Raw genomic sequence first — 20,148 nt, 5'->3', positions numbered from 1 at the left:
GGTCACCGCCCCACCCGCTCCGCCAGAAAGTCCTCCCACCCCACCTTCCCGACCTCCGCGCCCTCCACCGCCAGGTTCTCCCCCGCGCGGTAGGCCCGGCCCGCCTTGCCGGGGATGCGTACCGGCAGCGTTGGCCGCCGCCGCTTGCCGCGCAGCTTCAGGTACGGAGCCGCCAGTGCCGCGATGTCGTAGAGGCCGGGCCCTGCCAGGTCGGGCACCCGGCCCGCCGGGGCACCAAGAGCCAACTCGACCAGTCTGGCGGCCACTTCACGCGAGTCGACCGGCTGGAGGCGGAGGCCGCCGGGGACCGGGAGGACCGGGAGCCTGGTCATCTTCTCGATCATCGTGAGCGTCAGCTCGTGGAACTGGGCCGCGCGCAGGGTCGTCCACGGGATGCCCGAGTCGGCGATCGCCCGCTCCGAGTCGAGCTTGGTACGCAGCCAGGCCAGCGGGACCCGGTCCGCGCCGACGACCGAGATGTAGACGAGGTGGCGGACGCCGGCCTTCGACGCGGCACGCATCAGGTTGCGGGTCGCCACGTCGTCGCCCTTCTGGCCGCCCGCGAGGTGCAGCACGATCTCCGTGCCGGTGACCGCCGCCGCCACGCCCTCGTCCTTCAGCAGGTCGCCGGTGACGTACTCGACGCCGTCCACCGCGGGTCGCCCCTGCCGGCTCAGCACCCGCACCTCGTGGCCGGCCGCGCGCAGCAGCGGTACGACATGGCGGCCCAGGGTGCCCGTGCCGCCGGTGACCAGGATCGGTGAGGTCATGACCCAACTCCCTCCACAGGGCCCGGAATCCCCGGGCCGTCCGCGCCGCCCCGTGAGGCGGCTTCACCGGTATGACTCCGGGCGGCGGAAAAGTGTGACGACCGGATGCGCCCCCTGGAGCCCCCATGTCCCCCGTGCTCGACCCCCTCCCCGCGCAAGCTAAGGTAAGCCTTACCTGGCCAGTGATCGGAGAGACAGACAGTGACAGTGCGCGCGTTCAAGAGGAAGGCGGTCACGGCGATGGCCGCCATGGCCGTCGTCGGGGGGCTGCTGGCCGGGTGCTCGTCGTCCACCGCCGACAACGATGCCGAGCAGACGGCCGACGGACAGCAGAACAAGGTGCTCGGCGCCTCGGAGGGCCCGTCCGCCGCCCCGAGCACGCTCGCGACCGGCATGGGCGCGGACACCGACACCGACGGGACCTTCCCCCGTACCGTCACCCACTTCGAGGGCACGACGACGATCAAGGCGAAGCCCACGAGGATCGCCGTGCTGAGCACCGGGCAGCTCGACGACCTGCTCTCCCTCGGTACCGTCCCGGCGGTCACCACCCGCGCCGACAACGCCGGACTCGTCCCCGACTACCTCGCGGACGCCTTCCCGACCGACAAGTCGAAGCTCGCCGCGATGACGGACGCGGGCACGCGCCAGGCGCCCAACCTCGAGACACTGGCCGCCGCCAAGCCCGACCTGATCCTCGCCAACGACTCGCTCGGCGACCTCTACCCCAAGCTGTCGAAGATCGCGCCGACCGTCATCACGGCGGGCAACGGCATCAACTGGAAGCGCGATCTGCTGCTCGTCGGCGACGCGATCGGCAAGGGACAGCAGGCGCAGAAACTGCTCGACGGCATCGTCGAGGACGCGCACGAGAAGGGCGAGGCGCTGTCGAAGACCTCGGTGTCGATGCTGCGCTTCACACCCGGCAGGACCCGGATGTTCGGTGTCTCGTCCTTCACCGGTTCGATCGCCGTCGACATGGGGCTCGACCGGCCCAAGTCACAGCAGTTCACGGCGATTTCGGAGGACATCGGCGCGGAGAGCATCGACAAGGCCGACGGTGACTGGATCTTCTACTCGGTGCAGGGCGACGCCGCCAAGACCGACGCGGCGAGCACGCTGGCCGGACCGCTGTGGAAGTCGATGAAGGCGGTGAAGGCCGGGCACGCGGTGAAGGTCGACGACGACCCCTGGTACCTCAACGCGGGCCCGACGGCCGCCAGCCTCGTCGTCCTCCAACTCGCCGAGGACATCAGCAAGTAGTGAGCGAAGAGCAGTGAATGTGAAACGCCTCGCCTGGCCGGCGGCCACCCTCGCGGTGGCCGCCGCCGTGCTGCTCAGTCTCGCCGTCGGCACCCGGCCGGTCCCGCCGTCCGCGGTGCTCAACGCGCTGCTGTACGGCGGGAGTTCACCGGACGCCCTGGTCGTACGGTCGCTGCGGCTGCCCCGTACCGAGATCGGGCTGACGGCGGGCGCGGCGCTCGGCGTGGCCGGCGCGGCACTTCAGGCCGTCACCCGCAACCCGCTCGCCGACCCGGGCATCCTCGGGCTGAGCCAGGGCGCGGCGGCCGGTGTCGTCCTCGCCATCGGGACCGGGCTCGCGAGCGGTTTCGAGGGGTACGTCTGGTACGCCTTCGCCGGCGCCGTCCTCGCCGCCTGTCTGGTCTACGGCATCGCCGCGCGCGGTCGCGGCGGGGCGTCGCCGGTGAAACTGGCCCTCGCCGGTACGGCGTTGTCGGCGATGGCCGCGGGCGGTACGACCGTTGTACTGACGTCGAGTTCGGCGACGCTGGACCAGTTCCGGTTCTGGCAGGTCGGCTCGCTGAGCGGGCGGGACGCCGACACCGTCGTACGGCTGCTGCCGTTTCTGGCGGTGGGCGCACTGCTGGTGCTCGGCTGTGCGCGCGGGCTGGACGCGCTGGCGCTCGGGGACGAGACGGCACGGGCGCTCGGGCATCGGGTGGGGGCCGTGCGGGTGTGTGCGGCGCTAGGGGCGACCCTGCTGGTGGCGTCCGCGGTGGCCGCCGCCGGGCCGATCGCGTTCGTCGGTCTCGCCGTCCCGCATCTGGCCCGGCGCCTCACCTCCGGCGGTCACCGCGCGCTGCTCCCGCTGTCCGCGCTGCTCGGCGCCGCGCTGCTGGTCGCGGCGGATGTGGTGGGGCGGGTGGTGCGTGCACCCGCGGAGGTGCCGGCCGGGGTGATGACGGCGTTGGTGGGGGTGCCGGTCCTGGTGGTGCTGGTGCGGCGGAAGGCGACCGCCGTATGAAAGCGACGGCCGAACGGGACGGAGCGCGCGGGAACTTCCGGCCCGCCGGTGTCACGGTCCTGCGCCCCCGCCCCGCCATCTCCCTTCTCCTGCACCGGCGTTCGGCCGTCGTAGCCGTAACTCTCGTACTACTGCTGGCTGTTGCCATGACCGCCGCCGCCTGTCTCGGCCAGACCTACATCTCACCCGGCGAGGTGTGGCAGACCCTCCGCACCGGATCGGGGCCGTACGACCTCGTCGTCATGGAGTTGCGGGTGCCGCGGATCGTGCTGGGGGCGCTGGTCGGGGTGGCACTCGGGCTGGCGGGGGCGCTGGTGCAGACGGTCACCCGTAATCCGCTGGCCAGTCCGGATGTGATCGGTGTGGGGCACGGCGCCGCCGCCGCGACCGTGCTCGCGCTGTCCACCGGGTTCGTCGCCTCGCCCGGTGCGCTGCCCCTCGTCTCCGTCCTGGGCGGACTCGCGGCTGCCGCGCTCGTGTACGTACTGGCGTGGCGGCACGGGATGCAGCCAAGTCGGTTCGTGCTGACGGGGGTTGGGATCGGGGTCGCGTTGTCGGCCGTGGTCCAGCTCTATCTCACGGACAGCGAGCTGGAGGCCGCCGAGCAGGTCAAGCTGTGGCTGACCGGCTCGCTGAACGGGCGGGGCTGGGAGCAGGCGGGACCCTTGGCCGTCGTACTCCTGCTGTGTCTGCCCGCGCTGGTGTGGGCGAGCCGGGCCGTACGGCCGCTCGGGCTGGACGGCGACACGGCCGCGTCGCTCGGGGTGCGGGTGGACCGTACGCGACTCGCACTCACCCTGCTCGGCGTGGTGCTGGCCGCCACGGCGACCGGGGCGGCCGGGCCGATCGGGTTCGTGGCGCTGACCGCACCGCAGTTGGCCCGCCGACTCACCCGCACACCCCAATTGCCGTTGCTCTGCTCGGCGTTGACGGGTGCGGTGATCCTGGTGTCGGCCGACCTCGCGGCCCGGACGATCCTGCCCCCGCTGGAGGTCCCGGTGGGCGCGCTCACCTCGCTGGTCGGGGGGCCGTATCTGCTGTGGCTGCTGGGGCGGAGCGGGGCCGAACGCTGAGGGCCTGGCACCGCCTCCCGACAGCTGTCAGATGGTGGCGGTGTCGATCACGAAGCGGTAGCGGACGTCGCTCGACAGCACCCGCTCGTACGCCTCGTTGATCTGGTCGGCGGAGATCAGCTCGATCTCGGCGCCGAAGCCGTGCTCGGCGCAGAAGTCCAGCATCTCCTGGGTCTCCCGGATGCCGCCGATGCCGGAACCGGCCAGGGTCTTGCGGCCGCTGATCACGGAGAACAGGTTGAGGGAGACGGGCTCCTCGGGGGCGCCCACGTTGACCAGCGCGCCGTCGGTCTTCAGCAGCGAGAGGTACGCGCCGAGGTCGAGCGGGGCCGACACCGTGGAGATGATCAGGTCGAGGGAGCCCTTCAGCTCCTCGAAGGTCTTCGGGTCGCTGGTCGCGTAGTAGTGGTCGGCGCCCAGCTTCAGGCCGTCCTCCTGCTTGCGCAGGGACTGCGAGAGGACGGTGACCTCCGCGCCGAGCGCGTGCGCGATCTTGACGCCCATGTGGCCGAGGCCGCCCATGCCGATGATCGCGACCTTCTTGCCGGGCCCGGCGTTCCAGTGCTTCAGCGGCGAGTAGGTGGTGATGCCCGCGCAGAGCAGGGGCGCGGCCACGTCGAGGGAGATGCCCTCGGGGATGCCGACGACGTAGTTCTCGTCGACGACGATCTTCTCGGAGTAGCCGCCGTAGGTGGGCTCGCCGTCCTTGCCGACGCCGTTGTACGTGGGGACGCCGCCGCCGGTGCAGTACTGCTCCAGGCCGGCCTTGCAGTTGTCGCACTCGCGGCAGGAGTCGACCAGGCAGCCGACGCCCACCCGGTCGCCGACCTGGAACTTGGTGACTCCGGGGCCGACCTCGGAGACGATGCCGGCGATCTCGTGGCCCGGCACCATCGGGAAGATGGCCTCGCCCCAGCCCTCGCGGGCCTGGTGGATGTCCGAGTGGCAGATACCGGCGAACTTGACGTCGATCAGGACGTCAAACTCGCGGACGGCCCGGCGCTCGATGGTGGTGCGCTCCAGGGGAGCCTTGGCGGCGGGGGCGGCGTACGCAGCGACTGTGGTCATGCCGGAACACTCTCCTAGGGGGGATGTATGCCCGGCTGCCTTCCGGCCGGGCACGGTGACGAGCCTGCCCGAAAGTCCTGCGGCCACCCAGACCACGCGTTTGCGTACGTTCGCTGTGCCTACCACCAGCGAGGACAGGCTCGTGTGCGTACGACCGGGAATACTGGACCGTATGGACGAACAGCCCGAATCCGCCACGGAGCCCCTGAACCCCGGTCGGCCCCTGGACCGGCGTGCCGAGCTGAGCGAGTTCCTGCGCACCCGGCGGGCCCGGCTGAAGCCGCAGGACGTCGGTCTGCCGGACTTCGGGCGGCACCGCAGGGTGCCCGGGCTGCGGCGCGAGGAGCTGGCGCAGCTCGCCGGGGTGTCGGTGGCGTACTACACCCGCCTGGAGCAGGGCAACGGACGGAACGTGTCGGCGGAGGTCCTCGACGCGATCGCCCGCGCGCTGCGCCTGACGGACGCCGAGTCCGCGCACCTGACCCACCTGGCGAAGCCGAAGCAGCACAAGAAGAAGCAGTCGGCGCCCACCCAGCACGTGCGGGTCGCGCTACGGCAGCTCATCGACACGATCGACTCGGTCCCGGCGTACGTCTCGGGCCGTCGCTGCGACATCCTCGTCTGGAACCGGATGGCGGCGGCGGTCTTCGGCGACTGGTCGGAGCTGCCGCCGGAGGAGCGGAACTGGGCGCGGATGGTGTTCCTGCGGCCCGAGTACCGGGACCTGTTCGTGGACTGGGACCAGAAGGCCAGCGACATCGTCAGCTACCTCCGCATGGACGCGGGCTGCCACCCGGACGACCCGCGGCTGGCCGCCCTGGTGGGCGAACTCTCCCTGAAGAGCGAGGAGTTCAGGCGCCTGTGGGCCATACACGACGTGAAGGAGAAGAACCACGGCGTCAAGCGTCTGCGCCACCCGCTGGTGGGCGACCTGACCCTGTACTTCGAGGGCTTCCGCCTGGCCGACGACTCCGAGCAGTCCCTGATCACCTACCACGCGGAACCCGGCTCCCCGTCCGCCGACGCCCTGCGCCTGCTGGCGAGTTGGGGCACGGACGCGACCCGAGCGGGCGCGACGGCCGACCGCCCCGGGCTCACTCCGTGACACCGAGATCGGCCCGCATCAGCCGCCGCATCGCGGCCAGCCGGGGCTCGGCTTCTTTGAGGTCAAGCAGGAGTTGTTCGGGGTTCTCGCCGTCGCGGACCAGATTCCGGTCGAGCCGTTTCACGGCGGCGTCGACGGCCGCGAGGATCTCGTTGACCGCGCGGGAGGCGTCCAGGACGCGTTCGGGTACGACCATCTGCGCCTCGGCGTAGCGGTCGCGGTAGTCGCGGCGCGCCTCTTCCAACTGGTCGCGTTCCAGTTCGGTGTAGACGCCGTCGCGGACGCGGTGAAGGGCGTCCTTGAGGAGCGTGTGGAACTGCCGCGAGGAGCGGTTCATGGCCGTGTAGGCGTCCCGGCGCTCCTCGAACGCCCGCCTGCGCTCGGCGAGTTGGGTCTCCTCGGTGCGCTGCCGGGCGGTGAGGCGCTGGCTGAGGACGGGCGCGAAGAGCGTGCCGAGCACGCCGACGACGGCGGTGATCATGGCGGTCACGGCGGCGGTCATGCGGTGACCTTATGGCACCCCCGGTACGGCGATGTCACCCCTGATACGGCGGCATCGATCCCCAACTCCAGCGCGGCACCGGCTGCTCCGCAGGCGGCTGCGCGTCCGGACCGGAGAAGTACACGGCCAGCCGCGTCCCCCACTCCACGTACGCGACGAACGCCGACCGGAACTCGGCGTCCGTCGGCAGGCCCGCGTCGTCCGCCGCGTCCTGGACGAGATTGACCCAACGGCGGCGCTGGGGCTCGGTGATGTGCTTGCCGAAGTGCTGGGCGACCATGTGGCCGTGGCCGCCCTGGGTCTCGGAGTAGGCCGCCGGACCGCCGAAGACCTCCGCCAGCCACAGGGCGACGTGCGCGGCGTGCGCGGGCGCCAGGTCGGCGAAGAGGGGGGCGAGGAGGTCGTCCTTGAGCACCTTGTCGTAGAAGACCTCGGTCAGCCGCGAGAAGGCGTCGGCGCCGCCCGCCCAGTCGTACAGGGTGGGGACCGCGGACCCGTCGCCCCGCACGTCGGTCGGCCGGTAGTGGCGCATCTCCTCGATGTCCTCCACGTACGGGCCGATCTCGGCGAGGAACGGTGGGAAATGCTCCGACCTGCGGAAACCCTCCAGATGTGCCTGGGTCGATGTCCACGTGACGCGGAGCACGAAGTGCTCGGGGTCCTCTTCACAGCGGGTCAGTTCGTACGCCTCGCACTGCGGGGCCGCGGCCAGGTGACGTGCGGCACGGGTGTAGGCGGCCAGGAACTCCGCCGACCGCTGCTCGGGGATGCGGTACCGGACGTACTCCACGGTCTGGGTTGTCATGGAGGCACAGAAACACGAAGGGCCCGCCGGAAGCTGCACTTCCGGCGGGCCGTTCGCTGTCGGCCTACTCAGGTACTAGCGGTTCACTTGGCGTAGTACGCGTTGTAGATCGAGATGGTCGACTTGTTGCCCTTCTTGTCGGCGATCTTCGCGTGGAAGGAGATCGCCTGGCCCTTGGCGGGGTTGGTGACGGTGATCTTGCCGTTGACCACGGGGATCTTCTTCCAGGTCTGGCCGTAGTCGTACGACACCCATACGCCCAGGGACTGGAGGTTGCGGCCGGCGGCCGCGCCTTCGACGGTGACCGGGAAGGTCATCTTCTTGCCGGCCTCCACGCGGCTGTCGAGGCCGGTGACCGCGTTGAAGCGGGCCGTGGAGACCGGGAGTTGAGCGACGGTGGACCCGCTCGGCTTCTTCGAGGAGAACGTCCAGCTCGCGTCGATCCGGGTGGAGGCGGCGGCGACCTTGACGCTGCGGATGACCGAAGTGGTCAGCTTGTACGAGGCGTTGGCGGCCGGGACCTTGAACGAGGACTCACCGAACAGCGGGTCCTTGTTGGAGCCGACCTTGGTGCCGTTGCGGTACAGGGTCGTGTTCACCGAGGTGAACAGCGACGAGCCGGGGTTCTTCTGGGAGTCGGCGAACAGCGGCAGCATCCCGGTGATCTCGTTGCCGCTGCGGAACACCCCGTAGTCGGCGTCGAGATGCGGCCCGAAGACCGCGGTGTTGAAGGTCCGGGAGTAGGTCTGGCCGCCCTTGAAGTTCTGCAGGCTGCTCAGCGAGTAGAAGGCCTCCGTGATCGGGAAGCCGTCCGCGTCGAGCCCGGCGCTCTGCTCGAAGTCCAGCTCCCACTGCACCCCGTTGATGGTGGAGACATGCAGGGTGCGGGTGCCGGGCAGTTTCTGCTGGATGCCGACGGCGCTGCCGCCGGACCCTTCGGGCAGATAGCCGAAGGCGCTGACCGCTCCGGTCTTGCCGCTCGACGCGGCGCCCAAGTGGGTCTTCACCGTGGCGAGTTCACTCGCCTTGTAGTGCTTGGTGTAGCCGGTGGCGAGCTGCTTGACCTTCGCGGTGGTCGTGGTGTCGTACTGCTCGTCGGTGCCCTTGGTGTAGTGCGCGTCCCACTGCTCGGACAGCGAACCGTCGGTGATCTGCGGACCGAGGTGCGCGGTACGGAAGTTGTCGTACGTGTCCAGGAGCCAGCCGAAGGAGACGCCGCCCCCGTCGGGTGTCTCGACCGTGTAGGCCGGTGCCGCGAAGACCGACTTGACGCCGGTGTCCGGGACCGTGATGTCGACCGGCTTGGCGGTGCGGGCGTCGATCGTGACCGTGGTGTTCTTGCTGATGTCCAGCTTGGGCTGAGCGATCCAGTCGGCGCCCTTGGTGGGGTCGTCCGGGTCCACGAAGATCCCGGCGTCGAGGAGGTAACCACCCTTGGGGACACGGACCTTGACCGTGCCCGAGGCGTCGTAGGGGCTGAAGGAGCCGCCGGCGCCGAGGCCCGACATGCCCTCCACCGAGGCGGAGTAGTACGTCGCCGGGGTGCCGTCGCGGTTGACGAACTTCAGCGTGAGGTCGTACGACTGCACCTCGCGCACCACCGCCGCGGCCGTACGGACGCTCTGTCCGCCGCCCGTCGCCGTGACGTACGCGGAGTAGGCGCCGTCGAGCGTGCCGCCCAGCTTGGTGTTGACGGTCAGGCCGACCGAGGCCGTGCCGCGGGCCGGGACGGTCACCGAGGACTTGGCGAGCTTGAAGAAGCCCGAAGGAGCCGCCTGGCCCTTGGGGTTGGTGGCGGCCGCGGTGAGCTTGAGGGTGACGGCCGTGGTGCCGAGGTTGCGGTAGGTGAGCTGCTTGGTGACCGGGGTGTCGTCGGTGTGCGGCCACTGCTGGATGCCGAAGCTCTCCGAGACCGGGTCGGCGATCACGCTCTGCTTGATGGCCTTGTCGACGGCGATCCGGCCCGAACCCTGCTGGAACGGCGTGTAGTTGCCGCCCTTCGCGGATCCGGTGAGCGCGCCCTTCAGCTCGGCGTACCCCCAGTCGGGGTGCTCCTGCTTGAGGATCGCGGCGGCACCGGCGACATGCGGGGTCGCCATCGACGTACCCGAAATGGTCAGGTAGCCGGGCGGGTTCTCGCCGACCTCCTGGTCGATGACACTGCCCGGCGCGGCGGCGGCCGTGATGTCCACACCCGGCGCGGTGACGTCCGGCTTGATGGCGCCGTCGCCGACACGCGGGCCGGTGGAGGAGAAGTCGGCGAGCTTGTCGGCGCCGTCGACCGCGCCCACGGTGATCGCCGCGTCCGCGCTGCCGGGCGAACCGATCGACTGCGGGCCCTCGTTACCGGCGGCGATGGCGAACAGGATCCCCTTCTCGGTGGAGAGCTTGTTGACCTCCGCCTCCAACGGGTCGATCTCCGGGGTGTCCTGGCCGCCGAGGCTCAAGTTGACGATGTCGGCGCCCTGTTGGGCGGCCCACTCCATGCCGGCGAGGATGCCGGAGTCGTCACCGGAGCCGCCGTCGTCGAGGACCTTGCCGTTGAGGATCTTCGCGCCGGGCGCGACCCCCTTGTACTTGCCGCCCGACTTCGCGCCGGTGCCCGCCGCGATGGAGGCGACATGCGTGCCGTGCCCGAAGTGGTCATTGGCGTCGGCGGCGGTGGAGAAGTTCTTGGACTCCACGACCTGTGTCTTCAGGTCGGGGTGGTCGGCGTCGACTCCCGTGTCCAGTACGGCGATCTTGACGCCCTTGCCGGTGTAGCCGGCCGCCCATGCCTTCGGGGCGCCGATCTGCGGCACGGACTTGTCGAGGCTGGCCCTGCGGACACCGTCGAGCCAGACGTGCGCGATACCGGAGGCCGTACGGTCGCCGTTGGTCACGGCGTCCCACAGCTCGGGCGTGTCCTTCTGCGGGGTCTGGACGGCGTCGGCGTTCAGGGTATTCAGGGACCGGCGGAGCTTGCCCGCGTCCCGGACGTCGGCCCTGGTGGCGGTGGCGGCGCCCTGGTAGCCGACGATGACCTTCAGACCGGACTTCTGGGAGGCCCGCTCCGCGGATTTGTTCAGTTCGGTGACGTCGAAGAGCCGCTGGTCGAGCTTGCCGGAGGCGACCAGCCGGGCCGCGTCGGCGGGTATGACGAGCGTGTGCCCGTCGAGCCGACGCACCTGAACAGGTATGTGTTCACGGCCCTTCGCGGCTTGCAGGCCCACGACCCGGCCCTTGGCGTCGACGGCGACCCGGTCGCCGGTGATCAGGGTGATGTGGTGGTCGCCCGCCAGCCGCGCCCGCGCGGCATCGGACGCGCCGGACGCGCGCTGCTCGGGCTTCGCCGACGCCGGGCTGGTCATGCCCGCGGCGAGGGCGACAGTGGCGGCCACCGCGACGGTGGCCGCGCACGCTCTTTTCACTTGTCTGCGCAAGGCTCCCCCTGGAGCTGAGGTACCGGGCGAATTCCCCGTTCACCCGGCCAGGGGAAAGCCCGCACACCAGTGCGCACACCCCCCGGAATACGCAGTATGCCGAGGGGTGATCAGCCGCTCAAGAGATGAGAGGAGGGTAAGGAAGCACATCCGCGGACTGTTACCCGCCCGCGCGGACTCCGTTACCCAGTCGCCGGGTGCAGCGCGCGGGAACTCCGGTACAGAGCCACAGACTCCGCCGAACTCCCTTGCACCACACCCGAGTTACTTGGACGCCGCGTTTTCCTTGACTGTGATCTTCCCCTTGCGGATGGTGGCGAGGCGCGGCGCCTTCTTCGCGATGGCGGAGTCGTGGGTGACCATGATGAAGGTCAGTCCGTGCTCCTTCCACATGCGCTCCAGTACGTCCATGATCTCGTCGCGCATCGACTCGTCGAGGTTTCCGGTCGGCTCGTCGGCGAGCAGCACCTTGGGCTGCTTGACCAGCGCGCGGGCGATGGCGACCCGCTGCTGCTGACCACCGGACATCTCGCCGGGCAGATGCCCGAGCCGCTCCCCGAGACCGACCGAGACCAGCGCCTCGGCGGCCCGCTCGCGCCGCTCCTTGGTCTTCACCCCGAGCGGTACGAGGGCGGTCTCGACGTTCTCCTGCGCGTTGAGCGTCGGGATCAGGTTGAAGGACTGGAACACGAACCCGATGTTCTCGCTGCGCACCTTGGTCAGCTTGGCCTCGGACAGCTTCGCCAAGTCGACGCCGTCCAGCACGATTTCACCGGAGCTGGGCCGGTCGAGCGCCCCGATCATCTGGAGCAGCGTCGACTTGCCGCCTCCGGTGGGCCCCTGGATGACCAGGCGGTCGCCATCGCCGATGGTCAGGTCGATGCCGTCGAGGGCGTGGACGACTTCCTTGCCCCGCGCGTAGCGCTTGGTGACGCCTCTGAGTTCGTACATGGTCCAACTCCTGGAGAAGTAAAGGGGGTTGGGGCCCGCCGCCGGTGCGACGGGCCCCAGTACCGGGCGGTGACTGCCTGCCGTACGGGTGCGGACTACTCGACGCGGCGCAGGGCGTCCGCGGGGCGCAGGCGGGAGGCGCGCCAGCCGCCGAAGGCTCCGGCGATCAGACCGCCGGTGATGGCGAGGCCGACCGCGAGGGCGATGGTGGTGGCGTTGACGGGCGCGGTGAGCGCGACGTCGAGCGTCTTGGCCGCGGCCTGCCGGCCGGGGCCGCCGAAGCCACCGCCACCACCGCCGGGACCGCCCGCTCCGCCACCGCCGCCGCCCGAGTTGCCGAGGGAGGCCGACAGGGTCGGGCTGATCGCGGTCACGATGTACGCGCCCGCCAGGCCGAGCGCGATGCCGAGGACGCCACCGACCAGACCGTTGACGATGGCCTCGCCGACCACCTGCCGGGTCACCCGGCCCGACTTCCAGCCGAGCGCCTTCAGCGTGCCGAACTCCCGGACCCGGCGCGAGACCGCCGAGGAGGTGAGCAGACCGGCGACCAGGAACGCGGCCACGAGCACCGCGATCGACAGCCACTTGCCGACGTTGGTGGCGAGGCTGGAGGCGGTGGACAGCGACCCGGAGACGGTGTCGGCCAGATCGGCGGACGTGGTGACCGTCGTACCCGAGACATTGCTCGTGATGGTCTTCTTGACGGCCGAGATCTGCTTGGAGTCGGTCGCCTTGACGTAGATGGTGGTGACCTTGTTCTTGTCACCGCTCAGGGTCTGCGCCTGCGTCAACGGAACATACAGGTTGGCCGCGGCGTCCCCGCTGGTCGCGGTGGCGATCCCGATGACCTTGTACTTGACGCTCTTGATCGTGACCGTCGAACCGACCTTGAGCTTCTTCTCCTTGGCGTACGCCGAGTCGGCGACGACGACCTTGGCGTTCGTCTCGGAGGTGGTGAAGGTACGGCCGCTGGTGATCTTCGAGGAGGTCAGCGGGCCGAGCGCGGGCTTGGTGACGTCCGTGCCGTAGACCGAGTACGAGTTGATGTTGAAGTTGGCGCCACCGCCGGTGACTTGGCCCTGCGGCGCACCGGTGCCGCCGCCGCGGTTTCCGCCCTCCGCGTTGCCGCTGCCCTGGTTCTGCTGGAACTGGCCGCGGGTGAACTGCCCGTCCACTTTGACGACGTTGAGGCTCAGCCCGCCGACGGCGTCCGAGACGCCCTTCTGCCCCGCCACCTTGGTGACGGTGGTGGAGGCCAGCGTGGTGAAGCCCTGGACCATGACGCGGTCACTGCTCTGCGTCTTGCTGTCGTCGTTGTTGTTGGCGTCGAACTGGAACCGCGGCTGCTGCGAGCTGCTCGCGGTGGGCGTGGCCGCCTTGGTGACGGTCATGTCCGTGCCCAGTCCGTACAGCGACTGGAGGACCTTGTCCTGTGCCTTCCCCATGCCGGAGGACACGGAGTTGACCACGATGACCAGCGCAATGCCCAGTGCGAGGCCGGAGGCGACGACGAGGGCCGCTTTTCTGCGGCGGCGCAACTCGCGCCTCAGGTAGGTGAAGAACATGGGCCGCAAGCTAGGTACGGCGCGTGATGATGCCATAAGGCCGACATAAGAGAACGATGAGAAGCCTGTCCGTGCCCCAGGAGCGGGCCTGCGTGGGGCTGTCAACGCGAGGCGTTTATATCCCCTTTGGGGCATTTGATAATACCCCCCGACGGCTGGTTGCGAGTGTCCGCGTTGCCGTACGCGATGTGCTGGTGTGATGATTTCACCCATGTCTGTAGGCGGGGGAAACGGCACGGGAGACGGTTCGGGGACCGGGGACATACGACGGTCCCGGCTGTCGGACTACGCGGAACTGAGCGCGCCGGACCCGACCCCGGCCCCCCGGGCACCGAGCAGCGAATTCGCGGTACTGCTGGGCGAGTTCCGCCGCAGGGCGGTCCTGGTCCCCCTCGGCGCGGACGACGACGCACCCCTGACCGCCGATTTCGGCGGAATCCGGTGGATCTACGCGTTTTCGAACGATGCGGCACTGGCCCGGTTCGCGATCGCGAGGGGTGAAGGCGGCCGGGAGTGGCCGTATCAACGGATGCTCGGGGCGCGGCTGTTGGATGCGGCGGTGCCCGCTGTGGGGGTGCCGTGCGGGGTGGCGCTGGATGTGGGCACCGAGGGCGAAGGGGTGCTGTTTCCACCGGTGGTGGGGATCGTGCCGGAGGCGGTGGCGGTGGACGCGCGGGAGAGGGGACGGGAATGAGCGAGGACATCAAGGCGACGGGGCTCGACGAGATCGCGCGGGGGATCACCCTGACCCTGGCCGAGTTGAAGGAGCTCGGGGTCGACAGCCTGGCGGGCGCGGGCCGAGGCTTCTCCGAACTCAGCCTGTCGGGCCTGGAGTTGGGCCACGCCGAGCTGCTCTCACAGTTCACGTCGTTCTGCGAACGCTGGGAGTGGGGCGTGCGCGCGCTGGTGAACGAGGGCAACAACTTCGCTGCGGGCGTGGGCCTTTCGGCGGGCACCCTCTACGAGACGGACCAGTACGTCGGCGGCGCGATGAAGATCGTGGTCAACGCGGGCATCGGCAACCCGTACGCGACGGAGGACGAGGTCACCAAGGAAGGCTGGGGCGACCTGCTCCGCCACAACGAGTACACGGGGGGCGTCGACTACAGCCAGGAGTCGATGGACAAGGCGCTGGACGCGAGCGCGCAGGGTTACAAGGACGCGGCGCGGGACGTCCTGACCTCGCACACGATCAGCCCGCTGGGTCCGGGCCTCAACCCGGCGAACCTGGCGAGCGCGGCCGGGGTGAGCGGGGACGAGTACAACGACGTGATCGACGGGCTGGTGGGCCCGTCGCCGGAGGAACGCGCGAAAGCGGCCGAGCAGGGGCAGCAGGGCGGGGACGCGGGCTGATGGGCATCGGCGATCTGGTCAACTCCGGTCTGAGCAAGGCCGGCGATGTGGTCGACGCGGGCAAGAAACTGGTCGGCGAGGGCGTCGACAAGGGCACGGACATCGCCGGCGACGCGCTGGACAAGGTCGGCGCGCACGGCCTCGCGAACAAGGTCGAGGGATACGGCGACCGCATCGCCTCGGACCTGGGCGCGACCCCGGCCGAACAGCAACTCGGCGACAGCGACCAGCCGAAGGACCTGATCCACGGCGACCCGAAGGCGATCCGGGCGGCGGCCAAGCACCTGACGGACTTCTACACGGCGTTCGACGGGGTCGGCGACGGCATGCGCAGGCTCAACTCCTCGTCCTGGCAGGGCGAGGCGGCGAACACCTTCCGCGAGAAGTTCGCGATGCACCCAGTCCGCTGGCTGCACGCGGCGGACGCCTGCGACACGGCGGGCAGGGCGCTGTCGTCGTACGCGGACACGGTGGAGTGGGCGCAGGGACAGGCACAGGACGCGATCGACCTCTACGGCCCGGGGAAGAAGGCGTCGGACGCGTACAAGGCGGACGTGGCGAAGAAGAAGGACGACGACAAGCAGCCGTCCACGGACCCGGGCGCGGCGGCCGTGGCGCGCGCCCAGGAGATCCTGCACGAGGCCCGCCGCCAACGCGACGAGGCCGGCCGTACGGCAGCGAGCGCGGTCCGCAAGGCCCTGGCCCACGCGCCTGCCGAGCCCCCTCCCCTCACCCAGCTCAAGGCGGACGCGGTCGACGGCTACCAGGCCGTCAACACGGAGGTCCTCCACTTCGGCGGCGGGGTGCTGAAGGGCACGGCAGGCATCCTCAACTTCGCCCGCGGCCTCAACCCCATGGACCCGTACAACATCACCCACCCCGCCGCGTACGTCCAGAACGTCAACCTGACCCTGGCGGGCCTGGTCTCGACGGCCGCACACCCCGAGCGGGCCGCGAAGGTGATGCTGGACGACTTCAAGAAGGACCCGTCGGAGGGGTTGGGGCGGCTGCTGCCGAACCTGGCGGGGGACGGGGCGGGGTTGGAGGCGGGGTTGGCTCGGCTGGCCGCGAAGGAGGGGCTGGAGGGGGCGGCGGAGTCGGGTGTCCGCCGCGCGGCGCAGGAGACGGCCGAGAACTCCGCCCGGGGCAAGGTCGCGGACGGTCCGGAGGCCGTTTCCCGCCAGGAAGGATCGGTGGTCAACAAGGGAAGCGACCCGATCGACCTCGCCACCGGCAAGATGTACCTGCCGCAGACGGACGTCACCCTTCCCGGCGCGCTGCCCCTGATCCTCAAGAGGCGGGTGGAGTCCGGCTACCGCCTCGGCCGCTGGTTCGGCCCGTCCTGGTCCTCCACCCTCGACCAGCGCCTGGAGATCGACCCCGAGGGCGTCGTCTTCGTCACCGAGGACGGCCTGCTCCTGTCGTACCCGCACCCGGCCCCCGGCCTGCCCACGCTCCCCACCCACGGCCCGCGTTGGCCCCTGGCCCGCGAAGAGGGCGGCTATACGGTCACCGATCCGCAGTCGCGCCGCGTCTGGCACTTCACCGACCGCACCGAGAACCTCGCGGTCCTGGAACAGGTGGACGACCGCAACGGCAACTGGATCACCTTCGAGTACGACACCGAAGGAACCCCACTCGCGGTCGTCTCCAGCGGCGGCTACGAGGTTCGTGTCACGACCGAGGCGGACCGCATAACGGCCCTCCATCTGGCCGCCACCGGCCAGGAGTTGAAGCGGTACGGCTACACGGACGGCCACCTGACGGAGGTCGTCAATTCCTCCGGCCTGCCGCTGCGCTTCGCCTACGACGACGAGGGCCGTATCACCTCCTGGACGGACACGAACGACCGCGGCTACACCTACGAGTACGACGACCAGGACCGCTGCATCGCCGAGGGCGGCTCGGCCGGCCACATGAGCCTGCGCGTGACGTACGACGACACGGACCCGGAAACGGGCCACCGCGTCACCACCACGACCACCGCCGCAGGCCACACCCGCCGCTTCCTCGTCAACGACGCCTGTCAGGTCGTAGCGGAGACCGACCCACTGGGCGCGACCACCCACTACCGCCGCGACCGCTACAACCGCCTCCTCTCGGAGACGGACCCGCTCGGGCACACCACGACGTTCCGCTACGACACGCAGGGCAACCTGCTCGCGGCGACCCGCCCCGACGGGCGCGAAGCGAGAGCCGAGTACGACGAACTCGGCCTGCCGGTAAGGCTGGTGAACCCGGACGGCACGACCGTGCGCCAGACGTACGACGCCCGGGGCAACCGCACCTCGGTAACGGACTCCCTGGGCCACACCACCCACTTCACCTACAACGAGGCGGGCCACGTCACTTCAGTGACCAACCCGCTCGGCCAGACCACGACGGTCCACTGCGACCGTGCCGGCCTCCCCCTGGAGATCACGAACCCACTCGGCGCCATCACCCGCTACGAACGTGACGACTTCGGCCGACCCGTCACACTCACGGACCCGACCGGTGCGGTCACCCGCCTGGAGTGGACGACCGAGGGCCACCTGTCCCGCCGCACGGCACCGGACGGCACGACGGAGTCCTGGACATACGACGGCGAGGGCAACTGCACAAGCCACACGGACCCGTTGGGCGGGATCTCCCACTTCGAGTACACCCACTTCGACCTGCTCACGGCCCGCACGGGCCCGGACGGGGTGCGCTATGAGTTCAGCCACGACAAGGAACTGAACGTCACCCAGGTCACCAACCCCCAGGGCTTGACCTGGAGTTATGAATACGACGCGTCGGGCCGCTTGATCGCGGAGACGGATTTCGACGACCGCGCCCTCACCTACACCCACGACGCGACGGGCCGCCTGATCACGCGCACAAACTCCCTCGGGCAGGTGATCGAATTCGAACGTGACGAACTGGGCCGGGTGATCCGCAAGAACGCGGACGGCCAAGTCACCAGGTATGCCTACGACCTGACGGGCCAACTGGCTCATGCGGCGGGCCCGGACACCACGCTGACCGTGCTGCGCGACCGCTACGGCCGGGTGCGCTCAGAGACCGTGGACGGCCGCGAACTGACGTACGCCTATGAGGAGTTCGGCCGCCGGAGGGACCGCACGACCCCCACCGGCGCGACCACGACCTGGACATATGACGCGATCGGCCGCCGCACCGGCCTGGTGGCCTCGGGCCGCTCCATCGACTTCACGTACGACGAGGTGGGACGCGAACTGGCCCGCCAGGTCGGCGGGTCGGTGACCCTCGCCCACACCTTCGATCAACTCGGCCGCCTGACCACCCAGTCGGTAACGGGCCTGGGCGGCAACTCGATCCAGCGCCGCGCCTACACCTACCGAGCCGACGGCAACCTCACCGGCATCGACGACCAGCTCTCCGGCACCCACCGCTTCGACCTGGACTCGGCGGGCCGCGTAACCGCGGTACACGCGGCGAACTGGACCGAGACGTACGCCTACGACGAGGCCGGTAACCAAACCCAGGCGAGCTGGCCGACGGGACACCCCGGCGTGGAGGCAGTCGGCCCCCGCGAATACACCTGCACCCGCATCACCCGCGCCGGCAACGTCCGCTACGAACACGACGCCCTCGGCCGCATCACCCTCCGCCAGAAGACCCGTCTCTCCCGCAAGCCGGACACCTGGCGCTACGAGTGGGACGCCGAGGACCGCCTGACGTCGATGACGACACCGGACGGCACACGCTGGCGCTACACCTACGACGTGCTCGGCCGCCGTACGTCGAAGTCCCGACTTGCCGCCGACGGCGAAACCGTCGTGGAGCGGGTGGTGTTCACCTGGGACGGCACCACCCTTTGCGAACAGACCACCACATCCCCGAACCTGCCCAACCCGGTCGTCCTCACCTGGGACCACCAGGGCCTACGTCCCATTGCCCAAACAGAACGCATCACCTCGGCCGAGACACCACAACAGGAGATCGACTCGCGGTTCTTCGCCATCGTCACCGACCTCGTCGGCACCCCCAGCGAACTCATCGACGAACACGGCGAGATCGTCTGGCGCACCCGCAGCACCCTGTGGGGCACCACGGCCTGGGCGGCAAACAGCACCACCTATACCCCCCTCCGCTTCCCGGGCCAGTACTACGACCCCGAAACGGGGCTGCACTACAACTACTTCCGCCACTACGACCCTGAAACAGCTCGATATCTGACCCGCGACCCACTCGGACTGGCACCAGATCCCAATCCTGATGCTTACGTCCACAATCCGCACACCTGGGGCGATCCGCTGGGGCTGGCACCGGACGCCTGCCCCTACAGAGTGGAGCCGGTTCCCGACGAAGAACTGACCACCCTGTACCACTACACGAACGAAGCAGGTCATGACGGGATACTTGAAAGCGGCGAACTACGAGCATCGATCAAGGCGGACAATCCCAAGGACGCACGTTTCGGAGACGGGCAGTATCTATCGGACATACAACCGGGATCAAAGACACCGGGTCAGCTCTCCTACGCATTCGTGCGCGTCCCCTGGGCCGGCAATAAGTTCAGCCATTACATTGAGATAGACGTTCGCGGACTCGATGTAATGCGATCGGTCGAACGCCCCGACGTCTACGTCATACCAAACGACGGTTCCCTCGACCTAGCGGGGAGAATCGTTAGCCATGGAAAGAGTTAACCAGATGGAACACTGGAAGGTGGATTGGCTTCACGAATTCCAATCCGAACCGATCAGATTTTACAGCGAGGTAGCGGAAGACGGCTACGAAGTCCGGAAGATCCAGCATTATCGAGACGGGCGCAAACTGAAAGCGGACACACGGCACGAGTTTCCAGATATCGGCCTCAGTGAAATCCCCGTAGGATCAATTGAAGACGTGGCAAGCCAACCAGAATTCTCCGCATCCCTGATCAGTCGCGAAGAGTTCGAGGAAGAATGGCAGAACGCATCATGGCCCAATGAGCAGGACGGCAATGATGGGCATGAATAGGGCAGGCCGGCATTAGGTGCTGAAGAGTGGCGGAAGGTCGAAGCGGACGGAGTGACCGCGTTCATCGACCAGATGAAGCTGCCCTGCTGGTGGGACGAGGACACCGCCCCGCTCAGATCCGTGACGAGCTGCATGTCGTCGTCCTGGACGCGCCCGTGAGCCTCCGCGATTCAGCGCACCACAGGGGGACATCGACATTGCTCGACGACTGCGTGGCACCTGAAGAGGCTGCCCGCAAATTTGACGCTCAAGAGGTAGGAAACGAATGTCGTTTGGGCCCCCACCCGCTGGTTTCGG

Annotated in this window: 15 protein-coding genes; 8 read left to right on the top strand and 7 right to left on the bottom strand. The window is 69.2% G+C overall.

The window, feature by feature from the left end:
* Positions 1-2: 2 nt before the first annotated feature.
* On the bottom strand, positions 3-770 hold the full coding sequence (locus ABZT04_RS06200) for an NAD(P)H-binding protein (protein WP_356053479.1): 768 nt from the start codon (positions 768-770) through the stop codon (positions 3-5).
* A gap of 240 nt (positions 771-1,010) precedes the next feature.
* On the opposite strand from ABZT04_RS06200, the gene ABZT04_RS06195 reads away from it, so the two are divergent.
* The 3 genes from ABZT04_RS06195 to ABZT04_RS06185 are packed head-to-tail and all read left to right on the top strand — an operon-like array spanning position 1,011 to position 4,109.
* Positions 1,011-2,033 (top strand): iron-siderophore ABC transporter substrate-binding protein, encoded by a 1,023-nt coding sequence (locus ABZT04_RS06195; protein WP_356053848.1) that lies wholly within the window; start codon positions 1,011-1,013, stop codon positions 2,031-2,033.
* Between the two features lie 13 nt (positions 2,034-2,046).
* The gene (locus ABZT04_RS06190; protein WP_356053477.1) at positions 2,047-3,036 is read left to right on the top strand and encodes an iron ABC transporter permease; all 990 of its coding nucleotides are present in this window, start codon (positions 2,047-2,049) and stop codon (positions 3,034-3,036) included.
* Positions 3,033-4,109, top strand: a complete 1,077-nt coding sequence (locus ABZT04_RS06185; RefSeq protein ID WP_356053475.1) for an iron ABC transporter permease — start codon at positions 3,033-3,035, stop codon at positions 4,107-4,109. Before ABZT04_RS06190 ends, ABZT04_RS06185 begins: the two co-directional genes overlap by 4 nt.
* 27 nt (positions 4,110-4,136) lie before the next feature.
* Here ABZT04_RS06185 and ABZT04_RS06180 read toward each other — a convergent pair whose 3' ends face one another.
* Positions 4,137-5,177: an NAD(P)-dependent alcohol dehydrogenase gene (locus ABZT04_RS06180; protein ID WP_356053473.1), complete on the bottom strand. Its 1,041-nt coding sequence runs from the start codon at positions 5,175-5,177 to the stop codon at positions 4,137-4,139.
* Positions 5,178-5,349: 172 nt separating this feature from the next.
* On the opposite strand from ABZT04_RS06180, the gene ABZT04_RS06175 reads away from it, so the two are divergent.
* On the top strand, positions 5,350-6,282 hold the full coding sequence (locus ABZT04_RS06175) for a helix-turn-helix transcriptional regulator (RefSeq protein ID WP_356053471.1): 933 nt from the start codon (positions 5,350-5,352) through the stop codon (positions 6,280-6,282).
* Here the strand turns inward: ABZT04_RS06175 and ABZT04_RS06170 are convergent.
* The 5 genes from ABZT04_RS06170 to ABZT04_RS06150 form a co-directional block, all read right to left on the bottom strand.
* On the bottom strand, positions 6,272-6,784 hold the full coding sequence (locus tag ABZT04_RS06170) for a hypothetical protein (protein WP_356053469.1): 513 nt from the start codon (positions 6,782-6,784) through the stop codon (positions 6,272-6,274). The two genes, ABZT04_RS06175 and ABZT04_RS06170, sit on opposite strands and share 11 nt — an antisense overlap.
* 34 nt (positions 6,785-6,818) lie before the next feature.
* Entirely contained in the window at positions 6,819-7,589 is a 771-nt protein-coding gene (locus tag ABZT04_RS06165; RefSeq protein ID WP_356053467.1) for an antibiotic biosynthesis monooxygenase, read from the bottom strand.
* A gap of 83 nt (positions 7,590-7,672) precedes the next feature.
* On the bottom strand, positions 7,673-10,999 hold the full coding sequence (locus tag ABZT04_RS06160; protein WP_356053846.1) for a S8 family serine peptidase: 3,327 nt from the start codon (positions 10,997-10,999) through the stop codon (positions 7,673-7,675).
* A gap of 276 nt (positions 11,000-11,275) precedes the next feature.
* A complete protein-coding gene (locus ABZT04_RS06155) occupies positions 11,276-11,962 on the bottom strand; it encodes an ABC transporter ATP-binding protein (protein WP_356053465.1) in 687 nt (228 codons plus the stop codon).
* 95 nt (positions 11,963-12,057) lie between these two features.
* On the bottom strand, positions 12,058-13,530 hold the full coding sequence (locus tag ABZT04_RS06150) for an ABC transporter permease (RefSeq protein WP_356053463.1): 1,473 nt from the start codon (positions 13,528-13,530) through the stop codon (positions 12,058-12,060).
* Between the two features lie 211 nt (positions 13,531-13,741).
* Here ABZT04_RS06150 and ABZT04_RS06145 point away from each other — a divergent pair, with 211 nt between their 5' ends.
* The 4 genes from ABZT04_RS06145 to ABZT04_RS06130 are packed head-to-tail and all read left to right on the top strand — an operon-like array spanning position 13,742 to position 19,851.
* The gene (locus ABZT04_RS06145) at positions 13,742-14,224 is read left to right on the top strand and encodes a hypothetical protein (RefSeq protein ID WP_356053461.1); all 483 of its coding nucleotides are present in this window, start codon (positions 13,742-13,744) and stop codon (positions 14,222-14,224) included.
* Positions 14,221-14,883 (top strand): hypothetical protein, encoded by a 663-nt coding sequence (locus ABZT04_RS06140; protein ID WP_356053459.1) that lies wholly within the window; start codon positions 14,221-14,223, stop codon positions 14,881-14,883. Before ABZT04_RS06145 ends, ABZT04_RS06140 begins: the two co-directional genes overlap by 4 nt.
* The gene (locus ABZT04_RS06135; protein ID WP_356053457.1) at positions 14,883-19,538 is read left to right on the top strand and encodes a putative T7SS-secreted protein; all 4,656 of its coding nucleotides are present in this window, start codon (positions 14,883-14,885) and stop codon (positions 19,536-19,538) included. Before ABZT04_RS06140 ends, ABZT04_RS06135 begins: the two co-directional genes overlap by 1 nt.
* Positions 19,539-19,542: 4 nt before the next feature.
* Complete coding sequence (locus ABZT04_RS06130; RefSeq protein WP_356053455.1) at positions 19,543-19,851, top strand: hypothetical protein; 309 nt, start codon at positions 19,543-19,545, stop codon at positions 19,849-19,851.
* The last annotated feature ends 297 nt before the right edge of the window (positions 19,852-20,148 follow it).

It is taken from the genome of Streptomyces sp. NPDC005492, from assembly GCF_040605995.1.
Classification (GTDB): domain Bacteria; phylum Actinomycetota; class Actinomycetes; order Streptomycetales; family Streptomycetaceae; genus Streptomyces.
This window is presented reverse-complemented; position numbering and strand designations above follow the sequence as displayed.

Excerpts from the sequence above, each read along its gene's own strand:
- ABZT04_RS06200 (WP_356053479.1), bottom strand. The coding sequence starts at position 770 with ATGACCTCACCGATCCTGGTCACCGGCGGCACGGGCACCCTGGGCCGC.
- ABZT04_RS06195 (WP_356053848.1), top strand. The coding sequence starts at position 1,011 with ATGGCCGCCATGGCCGTCGTCGGGGGGCTGCTGGCCGGGTGCTCGTCG.
- ABZT04_RS06185 (WP_356053475.1), top strand. The coding sequence starts at position 3,033 with ATGAAAGCGACGGCCGAACGGGACGGAGCGCGCGGGAACTTCCGGCCC.
- ABZT04_RS06180 (WP_356053473.1), bottom strand. The coding sequence starts at position 5,177 with ATGACCACAGTCGCTGCGTACGCCGCCCCCGCCGCCAAGGCTCCCCTG.
- ABZT04_RS06175 (WP_356053471.1), top strand. The coding sequence starts at position 5,350 with ATGGACGAACAGCCCGAATCCGCCACGGAGCCCCTGAACCCCGGTCGG.
- ABZT04_RS06170 (WP_356053469.1), bottom strand. The coding sequence starts at position 6,784 with ATGACCGCCGCCGTGACCGCCATGATCACCGCCGTCGTCGGCGTGCTC.
- ABZT04_RS06165 (WP_356053467.1), bottom strand. The coding sequence starts at position 7,589 with ATGACAACCCAGACCGTGGAGTACGTCCGGTACCGCATCCCCGAGCAG.
- ABZT04_RS06155 (WP_356053465.1), bottom strand. The coding sequence starts at position 11,962 with ATGTACGAACTCAGAGGCGTCACCAAGCGCTACGCGCGGGGCAAGGAA.
- ABZT04_RS06150 (WP_356053463.1), bottom strand. The coding sequence starts at position 13,530 with ATGTTCTTCACCTACCTGAGGCGCGAGTTGCGCCGCCGCAGAAAAGCG.
- ABZT04_RS06145 (WP_356053461.1), top strand. The coding sequence starts at position 13,742 with ATGTCTGTAGGCGGGGGAAACGGCACGGGAGACGGTTCGGGGACCGGG.
- ABZT04_RS06140 (WP_356053459.1), top strand. The coding sequence starts at position 14,221 with ATGAGCGAGGACATCAAGGCGACGGGGCTCGACGAGATCGCGCGGGGG.
- ABZT04_RS06135 (WP_356053457.1), top strand. The coding sequence starts at position 14,883 with ATGGGCATCGGCGATCTGGTCAACTCCGGTCTGAGCAAGGCCGGCGAT.
- ABZT04_RS06130 (WP_356053455.1), top strand. The coding sequence starts at position 19,543 with ATGGAACACTGGAAGGTGGATTGGCTTCACGAATTCCAATCCGAACCG.